Origin of the sequence: Hanstruepera marina (assembly GCF_019880635.1) — a bacterium.
Lineage (GTDB): Bacteria > Bacteroidota > Bacteroidia > Flavobacteriales > Flavobacteriaceae > Hanstruepera > Hanstruepera marina.
Genome location: NZ_JAINVX010000005.1, coordinates 62,865 through 82,623 on the forward strand (window position 1 = coordinate 62,865; position 19,759 = coordinate 82,623).

The 19,759-nt window shown below is 33.7% G+C and carries 17 protein-coding genes; 8 read left to right on the forward strand and 9 right to left on the reverse strand.

Features of this window, described 5'->3' with window-relative positions:
• Window positions 1–20: 20 nt before the first annotated feature.
• The 3 genes from K7G76_RS12810 to K7G76_RS12820 are packed head-to-tail and all read right to left on the reverse strand — an operon-like array spanning window position 21 to window position 4,420.
• Complete coding sequence (locus tag K7G76_RS12810; protein WP_223034619.1) at window positions 21–2,426, reverse strand: ABC transporter permease; 2,406 nt, start codon at window positions 2,424–2,426, stop codon at window positions 21–23.
• 42 nt (window positions 2,427–2,468) lie between these two features.
• On the reverse strand, window positions 2,469–3,146 hold the full coding sequence (locus tag K7G76_RS12815; RefSeq protein WP_223034885.1) for an ABC transporter ATP-binding protein: 678 nt from the start codon (window positions 3,144–3,146) through the stop codon (window positions 2,469–2,471).
• Window positions 3,147–3,169: 23 nt separating this feature from the next.
• Window positions 3,170–4,420 carry an efflux RND transporter periplasmic adaptor subunit gene (locus K7G76_RS12820; protein WP_223034620.1) on the reverse strand — a complete coding sequence of 417 codons (1,251 nt, stop codon included), beginning with the start codon at window positions 4,418–4,420 and terminating at the stop codon, window positions 3,170–3,172.
• A 207-nt stretch (window positions 4,421–4,627) separates the two neighbouring features.
• Here K7G76_RS12820 and K7G76_RS12825 point away from each other — a divergent pair, with 207 nt between their 5' ends.
• Together K7G76_RS12825 and K7G76_RS12830 are read left to right on the forward strand one after the other, a co-directional pair.
• Window positions 4,628–5,971: a sigma-54-dependent transcriptional regulator gene (locus K7G76_RS12825; protein ID WP_223034621.1), complete on the forward strand. Its 1,344-nt coding sequence runs from the start codon at window positions 4,628–4,630 to the stop codon at window positions 5,969–5,971.
• A complete protein-coding gene (locus tag K7G76_RS12830; protein WP_223034622.1) occupies window positions 5,961–7,304 on the forward strand; it encodes a sensor histidine kinase in 1,344 nt (447 codons plus the stop codon). Before K7G76_RS12825 ends, K7G76_RS12830 begins: the two co-directional genes overlap by 11 nt.
• 16 nt (window positions 7,305–7,320) lie before the next feature.
• Here K7G76_RS12830 and K7G76_RS12835 read toward each other — a convergent pair whose 3' ends face one another.
• On the reverse strand, window positions 7,321–7,857 hold the full coding sequence (locus K7G76_RS12835; protein ID WP_223034623.1) for a hypothetical protein: 537 nt from the start codon (window positions 7,855–7,857) through the stop codon (window positions 7,321–7,323).
• Window positions 7,858–7,970: 113 nt separating this feature from the next.
• Between K7G76_RS12835 and K7G76_RS12840 the strand changes: the two genes are divergently transcribed.
• From K7G76_RS12840 to K7G76_RS12850, 3 genes are all read left to right on the forward strand, one after another.
• Entirely contained in the window at window positions 7,971–8,561 is a 591-nt protein-coding gene (locus tag K7G76_RS12840) for a HupE/UreJ family protein (RefSeq protein WP_223034624.1), read from the forward strand.
• A 98-nt stretch (window positions 8,562–8,659) separates the two neighbouring features.
• Entirely contained in the window at window positions 8,660–9,094 is a 435-nt protein-coding gene (locus K7G76_RS12845; RefSeq protein WP_223034625.1) for a deoxycytidylate deaminase, read from the forward strand.
• The gene (locus tag K7G76_RS12850) at window positions 9,094–10,695 is read left to right on the forward strand and encodes a S41 family peptidase (RefSeq protein WP_223034626.1); all 1,602 of its coding nucleotides are present in this window, start codon (window positions 9,094–9,096) and stop codon (window positions 10,693–10,695) included. The genes K7G76_RS12845 and K7G76_RS12850 overlap by 1 nt, the downstream gene beginning before the upstream one ends.
• Here the strand turns inward: K7G76_RS12850 and K7G76_RS12855 are convergent.
• Genes K7G76_RS12855 through K7G76_RS12865 form a run of 3 tightly spaced genes read right to left on the reverse strand, consistent with a single transcriptional unit; the run spans window position 10,692 to window position 12,083 of the window.
• Window positions 10,692–11,297, reverse strand: a complete 606-nt coding sequence (locus K7G76_RS12855) for an FAD-dependent oxidoreductase (RefSeq protein ID WP_223034627.1) — start codon at window positions 11,295–11,297, stop codon at window positions 10,692–10,694. The two genes, K7G76_RS12850 and K7G76_RS12855, sit on opposite strands and share 4 nt — an antisense overlap.
• On the reverse strand, window positions 11,297–11,500 hold the full coding sequence (locus K7G76_RS12860) for a hypothetical protein (protein WP_223034628.1): 204 nt from the start codon (window positions 11,498–11,500) through the stop codon (window positions 11,297–11,299). Before K7G76_RS12860 ends, K7G76_RS12855 begins: the two co-directional genes overlap by 1 nt.
• A gap of 1 nt (window position 11,501) precedes the next feature.
• Window positions 11,502–12,083 carry a MarC family protein gene (locus tag K7G76_RS12865; protein WP_223034629.1) on the reverse strand — a complete coding sequence of 194 codons (582 nt, stop codon included), beginning with the start codon at window positions 12,081–12,083 and terminating at the stop codon, window positions 11,502–11,504.
• A gap of 88 nt (window positions 12,084–12,171) precedes the next feature.
• Here K7G76_RS12865 and K7G76_RS12870 point away from each other — a divergent pair, with 88 nt between their 5' ends.
• Window positions 12,172–12,738, forward strand: coding sequence for a DUF3109 family protein (locus K7G76_RS12870; protein ID WP_223034630.1), 567 nt, complete (start codon window positions 12,172–12,174; stop codon window positions 12,736–12,738).
• Here K7G76_RS12870 and K7G76_RS12875 read toward each other — a convergent pair whose 3' ends face one another.
• On the reverse strand, window positions 12,739–14,709 hold the full coding sequence (locus tag K7G76_RS12875) for a tetratricopeptide repeat-containing sensor histidine kinase (RefSeq protein WP_223034631.1): 1,971 nt from the start codon (window positions 14,707–14,709) through the stop codon (window positions 12,739–12,741).
• An 8-nt stretch (window positions 14,710–14,717) separates the two neighbouring features.
• Window positions 14,718–15,452, reverse strand: a complete 735-nt coding sequence (locus K7G76_RS12880; protein WP_223034632.1) for a LytR/AlgR family response regulator transcription factor — start codon at window positions 15,450–15,452, stop codon at window positions 14,718–14,720.
• A gap of 587 nt (window positions 15,453–16,039) precedes the next feature.
• On the opposite strand from K7G76_RS12880, the gene K7G76_RS12885 reads away from it, so the two are divergent.
• Window positions 16,040–17,020: a ribonucleotide-diphosphate reductase subunit beta gene (locus K7G76_RS12885; RefSeq protein ID WP_223034633.1), complete on the forward strand. Its 981-nt coding sequence runs from the start codon at window positions 16,040–16,042 to the stop codon at window positions 17,018–17,020.
• A 177-nt stretch (window positions 17,021–17,197) separates the two neighbouring features.
• Window positions 17,198–19,672, forward strand: coding sequence for a ribonucleoside-diphosphate reductase subunit alpha (locus K7G76_RS12890; RefSeq protein ID WP_223034634.1), 2,475 nt, complete (start codon window positions 17,198–17,200; stop codon window positions 19,670–19,672).
• The last annotated feature ends 87 nt before the right edge of the window (window positions 19,673–19,759 follow it).

Genomic DNA, 19,759 nt, shown 5'->3' on the forward strand with positions numbered 1-19,759 from the left:
ATGCGTTTTTTTGATTGATGTTATTCTGTTTTTAAAGAATCTACTGGGTTTGATGTTGCAGCTTTAATGGATTGAAAGCTTACTGTAATCAATGTGATGATTAGAGACCCTAAACAGGCTATTAAAAATACAGTTAGTGATATATCTGTTCGATAACTAAATTTCTGTAACCATTGGCTCATAATGTAATATGCCAATGGAGAGGCAATTATTAAAGCAATAACAACCAAAGAGATGAAGTCTTTTGAAAGCAATACCCACAGTTGACCAATTGAAGCACCCAACACCTTTCTGACGCCAATTTCCTTTGTGCGCTGTTCGGCAACAAAAGCAGCTAAACCAAAAAGTCCCAAGCAACTAATAAATATGGCCAGTCCAGTAAACACTTTAGCTAGGTTTGCTATGCGTTCTTCTGATCTAAATTTTCTACCGTATTCTTCGTCAACAAATTGATAATCGAATGGAAGATTTGGAAAATTCGCTTTGAAGGTATTCTCAATCAACTCTAAATTTTTACTGACACTATTTTGAGGGTTTAACCTTAAATTGTAATAAGCAATATTGCCATATCTTTCAAAAACATACATGGCCTGTTTTACTGGGCTGTAAGGTGATCGTACAACCATATCCTCTATGACTCCTACAATCTGTAAAGGTTCATCAGGGTCTTCCGTGTCTGTGTCCCTAATGTATTTCCCAATTGGGTCCTTAAGTCCCATATACTTTACAGCAGTTTCATTAAGGATAACCGCATTGGAGTCCGTTGCAAACTCACGTGAGAATCCGCGTCCGGCTTTAACTTTTAAGCCTAATGCGTCAACAAATTCATAGGTTACTGACGTATAAGCCAAATCCTCCTGAAAACCTTCAGGTTTCCCGTCCCAAGTATAGCCACTTCTATTGGACCAAACATTTGTTGTTGGGCTACTCATACCAGCCATTTCAATGGCACCACCCGAAGCAATAAATTGCTCACGCATGATATCATTTTTGCCAACAAACTCGGTGCTCATTACAGGTATTTGAATAAGCCCTTCTTTGCTGTAACCTACGGGTCTATCTTTACTGTACTGAATTTGATTCATAACAACCAATGTTCCAATAATAAGCGCAATGGAAACCGTAAATTGCGTAACAACCAGTATTTTTCTTGGGAGTGCTGCAAAACGTCCAGCCTTAAATGTTCCTTTTAAAACACTAACAGGATTGAATGAGGATAAGTATAATGCAGGATAGCTTCCAGCCAAGAAAGCGGTAATGACTATAAAGATTACAGAAGCTCCCCAAAATGTGATATTTATCCAAGGGAAAGCAATTTCCTTGCTGGCTAGATTATTGAAGCCGTTCAAGAATAACAATACTATGGCTATTGCAAATACAAAAGATATAATGACAATTAAAAAAGATTCACTTAAAAACTGAAAAATTAACTGACTGCGTTGCGAACCAATAGATTTTCTGATACCAACTTCTGTAGCTCTTTTTTCAGAACGAGCGGTGCTTAAATTTACAAAATTGATGCATGCCAAAAGCAAAACAAAAAGTCCGATAACACCAAACAACCATACATTTTCAATTCTTCCACCGGATTGTACACCATTTTCAAAATTAGATCGTAAATACCAATCCTTCATGGGGAGTAAAAACAACTGCGGATTATGTTCTGTGACATCATCTGGTGCTAGCTTTTTCTTAGCATCTCTTATTTTTGCTGTCACAACATCCATAGTTGTGTTTTCATTTATCTGAACAAATAATTGAAATGAGTTGTTGCCCCAGCTTTCAGCAGCATTTCTTATCCATTCTTGTGATGTTGCATAATGCTCCCAAGGCATTAAAAAATATGTATCGCTAAACGAATTGTTTCTAGGAATATCCTCATATATAGCAGTAACGGTCATGTCAAACTCATTGTTAACTTTGATTATTTTTCCCAATGGGTTTTCAGAACCGAATAAGGCTTTTGCAGTAGATTCAGATAACAGAATAGAATTCTTCTCCTTCAAGCCATCTTTTTTTTCGCCTTTCAGAATGTTTATGTTAAGCATATCAATGGCACCTTCTTGCATGAAATTGCCTTCTCTATTTAAGTTTATATCGCCATATTTCAAATACCTACTTTGTGTCCAAGATGACATGACAATGTGCTTAAAATTATCATCGTAGCCTTCTCGTAGCGCAAACTCTAAAGGTCTTGGAATAGCAGGACCTGTTCCTATATCGCCATTGAATTCTTGATTTTGGAACACTTGTGCAATCTCTGCCTTGTCCTTAAAATAATTGTTATAACTTAACTCATCAGCAATCCAAAGACCAATCATAATGGTTACTGCCATACCTATGGCCAGACCAAAAATGTTGATTAGTGAGTAAACCTTATTTTTTATAAGATTTCTGAAGCCTACTTTTAGATAGTTTTTAAACATGATTGCAGATTTTGATTGTTCGTTTTTTGATTGATTGAAATTTTATATTAAAATGTTTTCAGTGACTTTTTGGCCATCCAACATGCGTATAATTCTATGGCTATATTTTGCATCATGTTCACTGTGGGTTACCATTACTATGGTTGTGCCTGCTTCGTTTAAATCGATTAACAAATCCATCACTTCGTTTCCGTTGGTACTATCTAAATTCCCTGTAGGCTCATCGGCTAAAATTAATTTCGGATTATTAACAACGGCTCTTGCTACTGCAACACGTTGTTGCTGACCACCAGACAATTGTTGCGGAAAGTGATTGCGTCTGTGCATGATTTGCATTTTTTCCAATACTTTTTCAACTTGAACTTTTCTTTCAGCAGCTTTAACACCAGTATAAATCAACGGAAGTTCAACGTTTTCAAAAACGGTAAGTTCATCGATGAGGTTGAAACTTTGAAAAACAAAACCTACATTGTGCTTGCGTAATTCTGAACGTTTACGTTCGTTGTATCCAGAAACTTCTTCACCATTGAATTTAAAGCTGCCACCATCAGAATTGTCTAGCAATCCAAGAATATTAAGTAGGGTTGATTTGCCGCAACCTGAAGGGCCCATAATGGCTACAAACTCTCCTTTTTTAACCTCAAAGGATAATTTGTTTAATGCAATGGTTTGAACCTCTTCGGTTCGATAGAATTTTTCTAGATCGGTTATTTGTATCATTGTGCTCATAGTATTTTGTTTTCTTATTTTAATATTAATTCATCAACGTCGCCATAGCTGTCATAGCTAGAGGTTATTACTTTATCACCTGGATTTAGCCCATCAAGTACTTCGTAGAATTCGGTATTTTGACTCCCAAGTCTGATGTTTACTTTATATGCGGTATTGCCATCTTCACTGACCTTAAAAATCCAATTGCCACCTGTTTTTTGGAAAAATCCGCCTTTGGAAACCAATAAGGCTTCCTTCTCGGCACTTAAAGCGACACGAATTTGAAGATTTTGCCCACGACGAATGCCTTCAGGTGCTTCACCTTGAAATTGCATGTCAACTTGAAAACGACCATTGGTTACTTGGGTAAATACTTTTTTGATAACCAAAGTATATAGTTTGTTGTTGAATGTAAATGTTCCGGTTTGACCATTATAAATTCTAGAAATGTAATGTTCGTCAATATCCACGCGTACTTTATAACCACTCAATACATCAATTTGTCCCAGGCGTTCACCTTTGTTTTTGGATTGTCCAATTTCGGCATCCAAAGCAGTTAATTGACCATCAATAGGTGCTCTAACAACCAAATCGCCAACTTTTTTGCGCATTAATTCCAGGGCACTTTGGGTACGTCTGTAAGAACTTTGGGCTTGATTGTATTCTTGTTCCGAAGCAATGGAATCTTGAACCAATACTTTTTCGGCCAGAGCCATGCGTTCCTTTTGGTAGTTATAGTTGTTTTCTGATGATTCAAAATCCTGCCTGCCAATGGCATCTTTTTCATAAAGGCGTTTGTTTAAGTTGTAAACACGTTCGGCTTCAATAAGACTATTTTCAACATCGGTATAATTATTTCGTCTGTTAATAGTGTTTTGGCGTGCTGCATTTTGTGAAATTTGCATTTGCGTCAATAGGTTATAAACCGATGTTTCCTGGTTTATGAGACTCAACTCCAAATCGGTGTTTGAAAGGCGTAAAATAGGTTCGCCTTTTTTCATTATGGCACCATCTTCAACAAACTTTTCTTCAACGCGGCCGCCTTCCAATGCATCCAAATAAATAGTTGTTATGGGTAGAACAATACCATTTACAGGAATGTTTTCCTGAAAAACAGCATTTTTTACGGTGTTGATGGAAATGCGTTCTTTTTCAACATTAAGTTTTGAACCACCACCAGTTGATATAATGACAAAAATGATTAAAGCTATGATTGCCAATCCACCTCCAAGTATTAGGATTTTTTGATTTGAAAATTTCTTCTTTTCTATTGGAACGTCCATATATGGTTTTTTAATTACCTATTTATATAGGGAAGATGATGCCAAAACTGTAAATGATTGACAATCAAAAATTAAAGCGTTTGTGTTAAATTAAAAAGTGTTCGGTTTTGATACACTTGTGTTCGAATCCAACACACTTTTTTGGGCTAGAATAATTTTAGTTTTCTAACTTTTTTAAGCTTAAGATAATGTTGTAATATTGTAGAAATGGTATTACGAGAAGTTAAAATATTGGTTGTTGATGACGATTTGGATGTATTAAATGCGTTACGCTTGCTATTGAAACCTTTGGTGAAAGAGGTGGTGATTGAGAAAAACCCAAGCAATATAAATTTTCAGATAAGCAATAATGAATTTGATATTGTCATTCTGGACATGAATTTTAATGGGCTTGTTAATACTGGAAATGAAGGTATTTTTTGGTTGAATAAAATCAAGCAAATGCAACCTGATATTTCTGTTATTCTGATAACTGCCTACGCAGATATTGATTTAGCCATTAGAGGACTAAAAGAAGGTGCATCCGATTTTTTGGTCAAACCTTGGAAGAATGAAAAAATTATTACCACCCTTAAGGAATTGACCGAAGCAAAAACCTCTGGAAGTAAAAAGAAACACATCACAGCAAACGAAGCCCTAATTGTTGGTGAGAGTGAAGCGATGAACCATGTTTTTTTGAAGCTCAAAAAAATAGCACCAACTGACGCCAATGTGCTTATTCTTGGTGAAAATGGCACAGGGAAAGATTTAATTGCCAGAGCCATTCATGAAAATTCAAACAGAAAAGACAAACCTTTTGTAAAGGTAGATGTTGGTTCTTTGTCAACATCGCTTTTTGAAAGTGAGTTGTTTGGTTATAAAAAGGGTGCTTTTACAGATGCTCGTGAAGATAGAAAGGGTCGTTTTGAAGCAGCCAATGGCGGCACACTTTTTTTAGATGAAATAGGCAATATTAGTTTGGGTCAGCAAGTACGCTTATTAACGGTTTTACAAAACAGACAGGTGACTCCTTTAGGTTCCAATGAGGCTGTACCTATTGACATCCGTTTGATATGTGCAACCAATATTGAACCGAAGGAACTGGCTGATGAAAAGAAGTTTAGAAAGGATTTGATTTACCGAATTAATACTGTTGATGTTATTGTTCCGCCTTTACGGGATAGAGAGAATGATATTACTCTTTTGTCAAAACACTTTATCGCTATTTATGCAGATAAATACAATAAAAGTCCTTTTTCATTAGATTCTGGTTTTATTTCAAAACTCAAAAAACATCCATTCCCAGGGAATGTTAGAGAGTTACAATATGTTTTGGAGCGTGCCGTGATTATGACCGACGGTAATGTTTTAAAGCCTGATGATTTAGTGTTTTCGGCTATTGAACAATCATCAAACAAAAACGCTATTCCTACAACTAATTTAGACGATTTGGAGAAACAGGCTATTATAAATGTTTTGGAAAAGAACAAAGGCAATATTTCAAAATCGGCAAAAGAATTAGGTATTACCAGAGCTGCTTTATACAGAAGGTTAGAAAAATATGAATTATAGCGGCTACATCTTCAGACTTTTTTTAAGGATTGTGCTTTTGGTCATTGGGATAATTACTTTGGCCTATACTATTTATTTAAGTAAAAATGCCATAGCAGTTGTGATAGGTATAGGCATATTGTATTTAGGATATAATATTTACGAATATGTCAAAAGGCGTTTTGTAGCTATGGACGATTTTTTTGAAGCGGTAAAATATCGTGACTTTTCAAGGTGGTTTCCAGAAGATCGAGGTCCGAAAGATATTCGGTTTTTGTACAAGGGATTCAATGAAATTAACCGAACAATCAAAGAAATAAATTCGCAAAACGAGGCACAGTACGTTTATCTGCAAAAAATATTAGAAATGGTAGATATTGGTATCATTTCCTATAATTTGGAAAATGGCAATGTGCTTTGGTCCAATGATACTTTTCGGGAAACGCTGGATGTGCCATCTTTTAAAAACATACGTTTTATTGAAAGTAGAAAACCCGATTTATACAATACCATTTTTGAAACATACCACAGAGAGCCAAACTCTATAACTATTGCGGTGCAGAATGACAAAATTAAAGTTTTGGTTTCCGATACGATTTTTCAGGTTGATGATGATACCTATAAGCTGGTCGTGGTTCAGAACATTGATGACACTTTGAATAAAAACGAATCGGATGCGTGGAAAAAATTATTGAGTGTTATGACCCATGAAATTATGAATTCCATAGCACCTATTTCGTCATTGGCAGATACACTTCAGAGAAATTTACAAATGTCACTGGATAACCCTTCAGAAAACACCCTTGATTTAGAAGATATTAACTCTGGAATAAAAACCATTAAGGGCAGGAGTGAAGGTTTATTGAAGTTTGCTAAAACATATAGAAGCTTGAGTAAGGTTACTCATTTAAATTTAGAACGGGTTATGGTTTCAGACCTTTTTAAAAGTATTCAACTCTTGATGGAGCCATCAATTAAAGCCAAAAATATTGAGGTGGAGTTCAGTGTTTCATCAAAGAAATTGGAACTCGATATTGACAGACATTTAATTGAGCAGGTTTTAATCAACTTGATTCTAAACGCCATTGATGCTTGTAAAAACCAAAGTAAACCGCTGATAAAAATAATAGCTCAAAAAACACCCAATCGTGATGTGGTTATAAAGGTTTTTGATAATGGTACAGGCATACCACAAGAAATTATGGAAAATATTTTCGTACCATTTTTTACAAGTAAAGCAGTAGGAAGCGGTATTGGGTTGAGTTTATGCAAGCAAATAATGCTACTTCACAAAGGAAAAATATTGGTAAACAGTAAAGAAGACGAAGGGTCTGTTTTTAGTCTTGTATTTTAGACTAGCATCTTTGGTATTAAAATAATTTTGCTATTCCAATACCAATATTAAGTCCGTCATAAGCATCTATTACAATGTCATAATCTAAAGAAAGAAGGACTTCTAATTTATGTTTAGGGATTTCGATTCCATATTCGGCGCCAATTCTGGCAACACCAAAGCTTTCGTTTTTATCAAATTCCAATCCACCTCCAAGTTCAACACCAAAGTTTTCAAATATTTTATATGTTCCAACAATAACAGATGTGATAGGCGTATTTCGTTCGAGGATTTCATCACCAGAAGTCTTTTCAACGACAAAATTTTCAATAATAATGTCGTTGTGCAACCCTAAAGCCCATTTTTTATTAAACATGTAGTTGTAATTTAAAGACCAAGAAGGTTCTGATTCTGTCTTTCTTTTGCCATTTTCAAAACCTTGAAAAATTGTTGTATGGCTTATTAAAAGGGATATGGAATGATGATTGAAATCTTCAGGACCTTCCTCTTGTCCAAAACTGTTTGCGCTTACAAAAAGGATTATTGTACAGACAAAAGCATTAAAGTTTTTCATGTTTTACGTTTGTTATTGAATATGTTGTGACTAATATATTCAATAATTGTTAATTATTTATTCATTTGGTTTTATGTTGTATATTTGAGCGCACCCTATAAACTACATAAACAATGCTTGAAGATTTTTGGTTTAATGTGGAATATGGTATTAACCACGTATTGGATATTAATGCCTATGACCATGTTTTATTTCTTATTGTATTAACTGTTCCTTATTTGTTTAAAGATTGGAAACGGGTTTTATTATTGGTTTCGGTATTTACATTGGGTCATACATTGTCTTTAATTTTAGCTGCCTATGGCGTGGTGAGTGTAAATGGCCAACTGGTTGAATTTTTAATTCCTGTGACCATTCTTATTGTAGCTCTTTTTAATGTGTTTACGGCAGGAAAAGGAGCTCAAAAAGAGCGTGTAGGCGTATTGTTTTTCTCAACGCTGTTTTTTGGTTTGGTTCATGGCTTGGGCTTTGCTAGAGAGTTTCAAATTTTAGTTGGCAAGTCAGACAACAAATTAGTCACGCTTCTTGAGTTTGCATTGGGTATTGAAATTGCCCAAGTTATTATAGTTTTTATTGTACTATTTTTGGGGTATATTATGCAAACTGTCTTCCGGTTTTCAAAGCGCGATTGGATTATGGTTATTTCTGCTATTGTTGTGGGACTGGTGATACCTATGATTTTAGGCAGTGATTTTTTGTCTTGATTAATTGTATTCCATAACCTAAAGTTTTCATAAATCTTTAATCTTCTGGTTGTAATTAAAATACGAACCTATTATATTCGTTATAAGCATTCAAATGTATGAAAGAACAGAAACAGCTCAAATATGATAAGGCGTATTTGAGAATGGCAAAAGAATGGGGAAAACTCTCTTATTGCAAGCGAAAGCAGGTTGGCGCGATAATTGTAAAAGATAGAATGATAATATCTGATGGCTACAATGGAACACCAACTGGTTTCAAAAACTACTGTGAAGACGATGAAGGCTATACCAAATGGTATGTGTTACATGCTGAAGCCAATGCTATATTAAAAGTAGCTTCATCAACACAGTCAGCAAGAGGTGCTACGTTGTACATAACATTGTCGCCATGCAAGGAATGTAGTAAACTTATTCATCAAGCTGGTATTGTGCGAGTGGTTTATGGAGAAGCGTATAAGGATGACTCTGGGTTGCGTTTTTTAAAGAAAGCAGGAGTAGATTTAACATTAATTGAAAATTTAGAAACAGAATAATGCGAATTCAAAGAAAATATTTGCCTTTAATTATAGGAGTAGCTATTGCTGCGGGTATTTTCCTTGGAGGTAAATTAAATTTTTCTGATAATTCAGACAAGTTATTCTCATCTAATAGTAAAAAGGATAAACTTAATAGGTTAATAGATTTTATAGACTACGAATATGTTGATGACATAAACACAGATAGCATTGTTGATGTAACTGTAAATGGAATACTCGAGAATTTAGATCCACATTCTGTTTACATTCCAAAAGAAGATATGCAGCGTGTTTCTGAAAATATGAAAGGTGATTTTGTGGGGATAGGCATTAGCTTTTATACCTATAAAGACACTATTACGGTTATTAGAGCCATTGAAGGCAGTCCTAGCGATAAAGCTGGAATTGTAGGAGGAGATCGTATTATCACGGCAAATGGGGATTCCATTTTTGGTAAGGATTTAAGTAATTCAGATATACTTAAAAAACTAAAAGGCCCAATAAATTCGAAAGTTGTATTAGAGGTTTTACGTCCAGGTGAGTCAGAACTGTTGAAATTTACGGTTAAAAGAGATAATATTCCTATCAAAAGTGTTGATGCAGCTTACATGTTAACAGAAACGTTGGGTTATATAAAAATTAATCGTTTTGCAGAATCAACCTATAAAGAATTTAAAACCCAGTTAAAAAAGCTTAAAGATGAAAATGTAAAAGACATTGTTTTGGATTTACGTGGTAATCCAGGTGGGTTTTTGGGCATTGCAGAGCAAATAGTTGACGAGTTTTTAGAAGATGACAAACTAATTTTATTTACAAAAAACAAAAGCGGTAAAATAGATAAGAGTTATGCTACTAAAAAAGGTGATTTTGAAAACAGTCAGGTATATGTTTTGATTGATGAAAATTCAGCATCTGCAAGTGAGATTATAGCTGGTGCTTTACAGGATAATGATAAAGGTCTTATAGTGGGTAGACGGTCTTATGGGAAAGGATTAGTTCAGCGTGAAATGGAATTAGGCGATGGAAGTGCTGTACGATTAACCGTTTCAAGATATTATACACCAACAGGACGATCCATACAACGGTCTTATGCAAAAGGGAATAAAGACTATTATGACGATTATTTTGATAGGTTGAAAAGTGGTGAGTTTTTGAATCCTGATAAAATTGAAGTGGCAGACTCACTCAAATTCACTACACCAAAAGGAAAAGTGGTTTATGGTGGAGGCGGTATAATTCCAGATGTTTTTGTGCCGTTGGATTTAAACATGCAAAACGAAACACTAACATTCCTGCAACGTAGAGGGTTTATCAGTAATTTTGTGTTTGAAGAATTAGAGAAAGACCGTAATCTTTACCGTGACATACCACGCCAAGATTTTATTGCACATTTTGAAGTTTCTGATGATATGGTTAATGCTTTCCAAGACTTTTTAAATACTAAAACTAAAGCCAATATTACATTTGTGGCCTACAAAGAGGAGGTTAAACAGTACATTAAGGCTACATTGGCCAACCAAATATATGGAGGCGGTGCTTTTGAAGAAGTGCTAAACCAAAAAGATATAATGATAGAAGAAGTCATACAGCTGGATAATGAGCAGCACTTTAAAAACTAAACTTTGTCGTGTACTTTTACATGCTCTCCATTATTCCAAAGGGTTAAAATATCTGTAGCTACATGAGCGCCACTGCCCGACGCAATAGCAAATTGACTGCGCCATCCGGCAAGTGTTCCTGCAACATACAATCCATTTTCTATAAGATGATTTTCATTTTTTAACCAAATACGTTGCTTTTCGGCTTTGGCTCTTGGGTGAGGCTCTATATAATGCTCTAAACCTTTAATAGTGATTAGGTTAGTATAGCCAACTGCTATAACTACTATTTTAGATTGATAGGTGTTTTTGTTGGTTATAACATTAAAATCATCGGTATTGTTTTTAACGACCTTTAAAACCTTTTCCTTTTCAATTTGCTTAACGTGAGGGTAGAGCTCTGTCAGTTGTTTTTTGCCACTTTCTAAAATTGATACTCCAGTTGTTTTTGGACTTAATCCTAAAACATTATTGAACAAAGCATTTTGTAGGTGTGATGTTTTTTGGTGCACTATTATTCCAATCTTTTTATTGGTAGCAAATGGTTTTTCATGAGCTGAACCCAAAACAAGTGCGCAGCTTAAACCCGCTGCTCCGCCTCCAATAATTAGAGTGTCAAACATTATTTTTTAGACTTAATAGATTTCTCAATTTTTTTTGAAACAACTAAAATACGAAGCAATAAAATAGCACACAACGCCGCTAAAATGGTTATCAAGGCAATTAGACTATCACCATTAAAGGGATTGTCAAAATTAATTTGAGTGATGTTGTACCCAATTAATGCTAAAGCTATTATTGTTAAAATTATATTTAAAATCTTCATATTATACAAGTAATGCTTTTATGTTATGTGCAAAAAGTTTTACTGCTATAGCTAGTAAAATAACGCCAAATACTTTTCGAATAATGTTAATGCCATTTTGGCCAATTAAACGTTCTATTCTGGCAGAAGTTTTTAGTACCACATAAATAATAATAACATTTAATATTACGGCAACAATTATGTTTTCTACACGAAACTCTGCACGTAAAGAAAGTAATGTTGTTAAACTACCAGGACCAGCTATTAAAGGAAACGCCAATGGGAAAACTGAAGCGGTCATAGCCGAGTGCTCATCTTCTTTATAAAGCGTTATGCCTAGAATCATTTCTAAAGCAATAAAGAATAGAATAAAAGCACCTGCTACTGCAAAGCTATTTACACCAATACCAATTAATGATAAAATATTTTTACCGACAAACAGAAATAAAATCAAAATTACACCGGCAATAATTGATGCTTTTTCGCTCTGTATGTGGCCAGCTTTTTTTCTTAAATCGATTATAATGGGTATATTTCCAATAATATCAATCACTGCAAATAAAACCATAAATGCTGTGAATATCTCTTTTAAGTTGAGCTCCATTTAGTTGGACTTTAAATTTTTCGCAAAATTAGCTTATTATAAATGATATTCCATATAAAATACAGTAAAGTTTAGCTATTTTTGCTGCATGTTTCAACTAGGAAAAACAATAGTTTCAGAAGATATTATTCAAAAAGATTTTGTTTGCAATCTAACAGCATGCAAAGGTGCTTGTTGTATTGATGGTGATGCAGGAGCCCCGTTAGATGAAGAAGAAGTCAAAATACTTGAAGAGATATACCCAAAAGTGAAGCCGTTTTTGCGTGAAGAAGGTATTAAAGCCATTGAAGCGCAAGGAACATCTATAATTACAGAAGACAATGAATTTGAAACACCATTGATAAATGGTGCTGATTGTGCTTATGTAATTTTTGACAACAAAGGAACAGCATTATGTGCTATAGAAGAGGCTTATAATCAAGGAGAAGTTTCTTGGAAAAAGCCTGTTTCTTGTCATTTATACCCTATTCGAGTAAATGATTACAGCGAATTTTCTGCTGTAAACTACAACAAATGGCACATTTGTGATGATGCCTGTGCTTTAGGGAAAGAACTTCAGGTTCCCATTTATAAATTTGTAAAAGAAGCCCTAATTAGAAAGTTTGGGGAAGATTGGTACATGGAATTAGAAAAGGTTGCTGAAAATTATAAGTAATTAGGCAATTTTAAGAGAATTTATTTTGGTTGGAATATTAACCACTACTTGTGTTCCAATTGCATTTCCAGATTCGTAGAGATCATTAATTTTTAAATCATAATCGTAAGTGTAATTTTTAGAAAAGTTTTCTAATCGAGCACGGGTAATCTGTATGCCAAGAGATTTTCTTTTGAGCTTTTTGGTCTCTTTTATTTTTTTAGAAGCAACTCTACCAATACCATTATCTGTAATTGTAATGGTAACATAATTTGGATTATCGCTTTTTACATGAAGGCTTATTTTTTTGTTTTCGGCTTTAGAGGATAATCCATGCCAAATGGCATTTTCTAAAAATGGTTGAAATATTAATGACGGTACTTTAATGAGAGCCGGGTTTATACTATCATCAATTATAACGTTATAATCAATGGCATTGGAGAATCTAATGTTTTCAATGTTAATGTATAGCGACATGGTTTCTAGCTCGTCTTCCAGCGAAATTTCTTTTTCGTTTGAAGCCACTAAAATTTTTCTGATAAGCTTTGAAAATTTGTTGAGGTAGTAAACCGCATTTTCCTTTTCATTATTTATAATATACAGCTTAATTGAATTCAACGAATTAAAAATAAAGTGCGGATTCATTTGGTTTCGCAACATTTCTTGTTCAAGCGTAACAATTTTCTTATCGTTTTTTAATTGACGTTGTCTGTTAAGTACAAATAATATAATTAGCGCTAAACAACCTCCTAATAAGCTTAAAATTAGAGTGCGTTTGTTTTGAGCTAATTTTAACTTAACTATTTCATTTTCATTGGCTAAAGCTTTTATCTGACTATTTTTTTTCTCACTTTCATACTTAATAATCAAATCGTTGACATATTGTAGGTTTCTTTCGTTTGTAAGGGTTTCATCAAGTACAACATGTTTTTTGTAAAGTGTAAAAGCTTTTTCGGGATCGCCTATTTTATCATATAATTCAGAGAGGTATAAGTAGGTTTCAATTTCAGTTGACTTTAGATTGAAGTTTTTTGAGATTTCTAATGCCTTATTAAGATTTATCTGCGCGTTATTGTAGTCTTGTTGTTTTAATTGTAATAATCCTAAATTTAAATATGAAGTTGAAATATAATATTGGTCATTAATTTCGAGAGCTTTTTTTAAAGCGTCCTTAATAAAAGCCTCACTTTTTTTAAACGCTTCCTTTTGGATGTATACCTTGCCAATACTATTGTAACATATTACTTGACCTATTTTTGAATTAATTTCATTATTGTATTTCAGAGATTTTTCATAGTAGCTTAAAGCTTCATTTAAACTACCGAGCTTTTCTTTGGCATAGCCAATATTTTGATTGTTAATGGCTAGACCAAGCTTGTTGTCCATCTCTAACTCTATTTGAAGCGATTTATTAAACTGGTCAAGAGCTAAATTATATTGTTTAAGAGCTAAATATATATTACCCATACTATTTTGGGAAACAGCAATGTTATACTTAATTTCTAATGACGGATTATTTTGAGATTCCGCTATGTCTAATGCCTCTTTGTGATAGTCTAATGCCGACCGAATAGCATCCATTCGCCTATATACAACACCAAGCATATTTAAGCTTCTTACTTCTAACTCAATGCTATTTGAGTTTTTGGCATATTCAAAAGCGTCTTTATGGGATTCAATTGCTTTTTGGTAATTAGAGATGTTTCTATACGTTTCTCCTAATTTGTTTAAAGCATAAGATGCACCTTCATTATAATTAGCTTCTAAACTTCTTTTTAGAAGATAATTCATTTTAACGGTATCTTTTGTTGTGCCTCTAAAAACCGTGTTGATTTCTCTATAGTCACTTGTTTTACTTACCAAAATACTATCAACCAATGCGATAAATTTACTTTTGCTTTGAGGCTGTGTAAACCCCTTTAAGCCTAATATTAAGCTAAATGAAAATAAAGCAATTTTTAGAATAAGTTGATATTTGTGACACTGATGCATGGGTTAACTTATAATTTATCTAAAAAGTCCGATTTTCGTTGTCTTGCAACTGGAATTTTGTAATTAGACTGCATAACAACATAACCATCATTTTTTATAAACTCTTTTATTTTATTCAAATTTACAATGTAAGAGTTATGAATTCTAAAAAAATAGCTTTCAGGTAATATGGCATTTACTTCTTTTAATTTTTTTGTAACGACAATTTTTTGATTATCATTCATAACAAAAGTGCTATAATTACCTTCGGACTCTATATAAAGAATGTCGTCAGTTTCTAAAAACACGAGTTTGCCATCTGTATTAATGGAAATTCGCTTTTGATTAAAATTCTTGTTGAAATTAATGAGTACTTCCTCAATTTTAGATATTGGAACGTTATTAGAGTTGTGTTTTTTTATTTTATAAATGGTGTTTTTTAAATCATCAGAATCAATGGGTTTTAACAGATAATCTATAGCTTCGTGTTTTAGTGCTTTAAGGGCATACTCATTATAGGCAGTTGTAATTACAACCGCAAAATCCCGTTTGGCTAACTTGTCAAGAAACTGAAAACCATCCATGGTAGGCATGTTAATGTCAAGAAATAAACAATCCAATGAGTTGGTGTTTAAGTAATGGATAGCTTCTTCAGGATTGTTGAAGGTTTTTATTATTTCTAATTCATTACTAAACATGGTTAATTCCCAAGACAAGCTATCAATAGCTTTCTGTTCATCGTCTACAATTACGGCTCTTATCATATTCCAAATATACTAATATAATATGTTGATGTGGTTTATTTTTTCTTAATACCAATTATACAAATTTCATTACCAACTATACATTTATATACGTCAACTATTGAAATATTTTAGATATTAGCATTGCTATTAAATTATTTAAGGATTTATACATTTATTAAAGGGTATTTGCTATTGATCTGTAAAAAGCTAGACTCGTCTAGCTTTTTATTTAGAATTTCATTAAATTTATTAGTTAGTTAGTTAGTTAGTTAGAAAAAGAGCGGTTATTTTAACCGCTCTTTTTCTTTTAATTTCATCAGTTTTTTTCAAGTAATAATTGTACTGTTTATAATGCGTTAGGATAGTTTTAATGCGTAAAATCTTACGTGTTTTTAAAATTAAATATTTATTTCAACATACTGAAAATCAAACAAGTACACTTTGTTTTTTTTATCCTTGAAGTATTTCTTTCCAGAGTGTTTTTGTTAAAAACTTGTTGACAATGTTTATAACTTAACCTTTCATTTTCAAACACATTTTTCAATCTTTGTTAGTCCCAAATCACACCAAATTATTCATTAAATTTTAATAAAAATAAAAGAAACATGTCTCAGGCAACAGAACCAATTTTACAAGAAAACAAAGATAGATTTGTAATATTTCCAATTCAACATCATGATATTTGGGAGTGGTATAAAAAGTCTGAAGCTAGTTTTTGGACCGCTGAAGAAATTGATTTGCATCAAGATTTAACAGATTGGTCTTCTAAGTTAAATGATGACGAGCGTTACTTTATCAAACACATTTTGGCATTTTTTGCAGCTAGTGACGGTATTGTGAATGAAAATTTGGCAGAAAATTTTGTTAACGAAGTACAATATAGTGAGGCTAAATTCTTCTACGGTTTCCAAATCATGATGGAAAACATTCACAGTGAAACCTATTCACTGCTTATTGATACCTATGTTAAGGATGAGAAGGAGAAAGATGTTTTGTTTAAAGCCATTGAAAATTTTCCAGCTATTAAGAAAAAAGCTGATTGGGCTTTGAAATGGATAGAATCACCAAGTTTTGCTGAACGTCTAATTGCATTCGCGGCAGTTGAGGGTATTTTCTTTTCTGGTGCATTTTGCTCAATTTTCTGGTTAAAGAAGCGTGGGCTAATGCCAGGTTTAACGTTCTCTAATGAATTAATCTCTAGAGATGAAGGTGTACACTGTGATTTTGCTGTACACTTACACAATGAACATTTGGTAAACAAAGTGCCTAAAGAACGTATTAGAGAAATCCTTGTTGACGCCTTAAATATAGAACGCGAGTTTATTACAGAGTCACTTCCGGTAAGTTTAATAGGTATGAATGCTAAACTTATGACCCAATATTTGGAGTTTGTAACAGATAGATTACTGGGAGAACTAGGTTGTGAGAAAGAGTACAATGTGTCAAATCCATTTGACTTTATGGATATGATTTCGCTACAGGGAAAAACCAATTTCTTTGAAAAGCGTGTGTCTGAATACCAAAAAGCAGGTGTACTTAATAAAGAAGAAGAAAAAGACAAATTCAGTTTTGATGCTGATTTTTAAATAGATCCTTATTATAATAGGTTAATAGCAATTCGTGATAGATTTTCATCTATAGTATCCTGTTATTCCTTATTATAATTTTTTAGTCAGTTTTCATTATTGAAAATTGACCGCTAAACCAACTAATTAATCCCAATCCTGACAGGTGTATCAGGAAAATAAAAACCATTAAAAAATATGTATGTAGTAAAAAGAGACGGCAGAAAAGAACCAATGATGTTCGACAAAATTACAGCTAGAGTTAGAAAGCTGTGTTATGGACTGAATGAATTAGTAGATCCTGTAAAAGTAGCCATGCGAGTCATTGAAGGCTTGTATGATGGTGTAACAACTAGTGAGTTAGATAATTTGGCTGCAGAAATTGCTGCAACCATGACAACAGCTCATCCAGATTATGCGCGATTGGCTGCACGAATCTCTGTTTCTAACTTACATAAAAACACTAAAAAATCGTTCAGCGAGGTAATGAGCGATTTATATAATTATGTAAACCCTAGAACAGGTAAAAAGGCACCGCTTTTATCTGATGAGGTTTTTAAGGTTATTCAAGAAAATAAAGAGAGACTTGATTCAACAATTATTTATAATCGCGATTTTGGTTACGATTATTTTGGGTTTAAAACATTAGAGCGATCATATTTATTAAAACTAAACGGACAAATTGCCGAACGTCCACAACACATGCTTATGCGTGTTTCAATAGGTATTCATTTAAATGATTTGGATGCTGCTGTTGAGACCTATGAGTTAATGTCTAAAAAATATTTTACACACGCTACACCAACACTATTTAACTCTGGTACACCAAAGCCACAAATGTCATCTTGTTTCTTATTAACTATGAAAGAAGATAGTATTGATGGTATTTATGATACGCTAAAACAAACTGCAAAAATTTCGCAATCAGCCGGAGGAATAGGTTTGGCTATTCATAATGTTCGGGCTACAGGAAGTTACATAGCTGGAACCAATGGAACGTCTAATGGTATCGTTCCTATGTTAAAAGTATTTAATGATACAGCCAGATATGTTGATCAAGGCGGCGGAAAGCGTAAAGGTAGTTTTGCCATTTATATTGAAACTTGGCATGCCGATATTTTTGACTTTTTAGATTTAAAGAAAAACCATGGTAAAGAAGAAATGCGTGCACGTGATTTGTTTTATGCCATGTGGATTTCCGATTTATTCATGAAACGTGTTCAGGAAGATGGGTCTTGGACATTAATGTGCCCTAACGAATGCCCAGGTTTGGATGAAACCCACAGTGAAGCTTTTGAAGAATTATATTTAAAATATGAGTCAGAAGGTAAAGGACGTAAAACCATAAAAGCACGTGAGCTTTGGGAAAAAATATTAGAATCCCAAATTGAAACAGGTACGCCTTATATGTTATATAAAGATGCAGCCAACCGAAAATCTAATCAACAGAATTTAGGAACTATCCGCTCGTCAAATTTATGTACAGAGATTTTAGAGTATACGTCTCCTGATGAGGTTGCGGTATGTAACTTGGCATCTATTGCTTTGCCAATGTTTATTAAAAATGGTGAGTTTGACCATAAAGAGCTTTTTCGTATTACAAAGCGTGTTACCAAAAACTTGAATAAAGTAATAGATAGAAACTATTATCCTGTTAAAGAAGCCGAAAATTCAAATTTCCGTCACCGACCAATTGGTTTAGGAGTTCAAGGTTTGGCCGATACGTTTATTAAATTGCGTATGCCGTTTACCAGTGATGAAGCCAAAGCTTTAAACCAAGATATTTTTGAAACGCTTTATTTTGCTGCTGTTACCGCAAGTATGGAAGAAGCAAAAGTAGATGGGCCTTATAAAACTTATAAAGGTTCGCCTATTAGCAAAGGTGAATTCCAGCATAACTTATGGAACATAAAAGATGAAGAGTTAAGCGGTCGTTGGAATTGGGATAAGTTGCGTAAAGATGTTAAGAAACATGGTGTTAGAAATTCATTATTGGTAGCACCAATGCCAACAGCAAGTACATCGCAAATACTTGGAAACAATGAATGTTTTGAACCGTATACATCTAATATCTACACACGCCGTGTGTTATCAGGAGAGTTTATTGTAGTAAACAAGCATTTATTGGAAGATTTAGTAGAGCTTGGTTTATGGAATGAAAGTCTAAAGCAGGATATTATGAGAGCCAACGGTTCTATTCAAGATATCGATATCATTCCTCAAGACATCAAGGAACTTTACAAAACCGTCTGGGAATTGAGTATGAAGGATATTATTGATATGTCTCGCCAACGCGGATATTTCATTGATCAATCTCAATCATTAAACTTATTTATGGAAGGCGCAACAATGGCTAAATTAACCTCTATGCACTTCTATGCATGGAAGAGTGGTTTAAAAACAGGTATGTACTACTTAAGAACTAAAAGTGCCGTAGATGCTATTAAATTCACCTTGTCTAAAGATAAAAAAGAAGAACCTGTTGCAGAAACAGTAGCTGTAGATCAAACTGTGGTTACGCAGCAAAAACAGCAAGCTGCAAAAACAGCAGAAAAGTTTGCAAAAAGTCAAGCTACAGAAGAAGTGGAACCTATGACTGCTGAAGAGATGAAAGCTTTAATTGCTCAAGCCAAAGAAGCAGAAGGAGACGATTGTCTGATGTGTGGTTCTTAATTAAATTAAATTTAAGTGTTAGAAAAAGCACCTCGAAAGAGGTGCTTTTTTTGTTTTTTAAAAAGATAGCAGTACTTTAATACAATC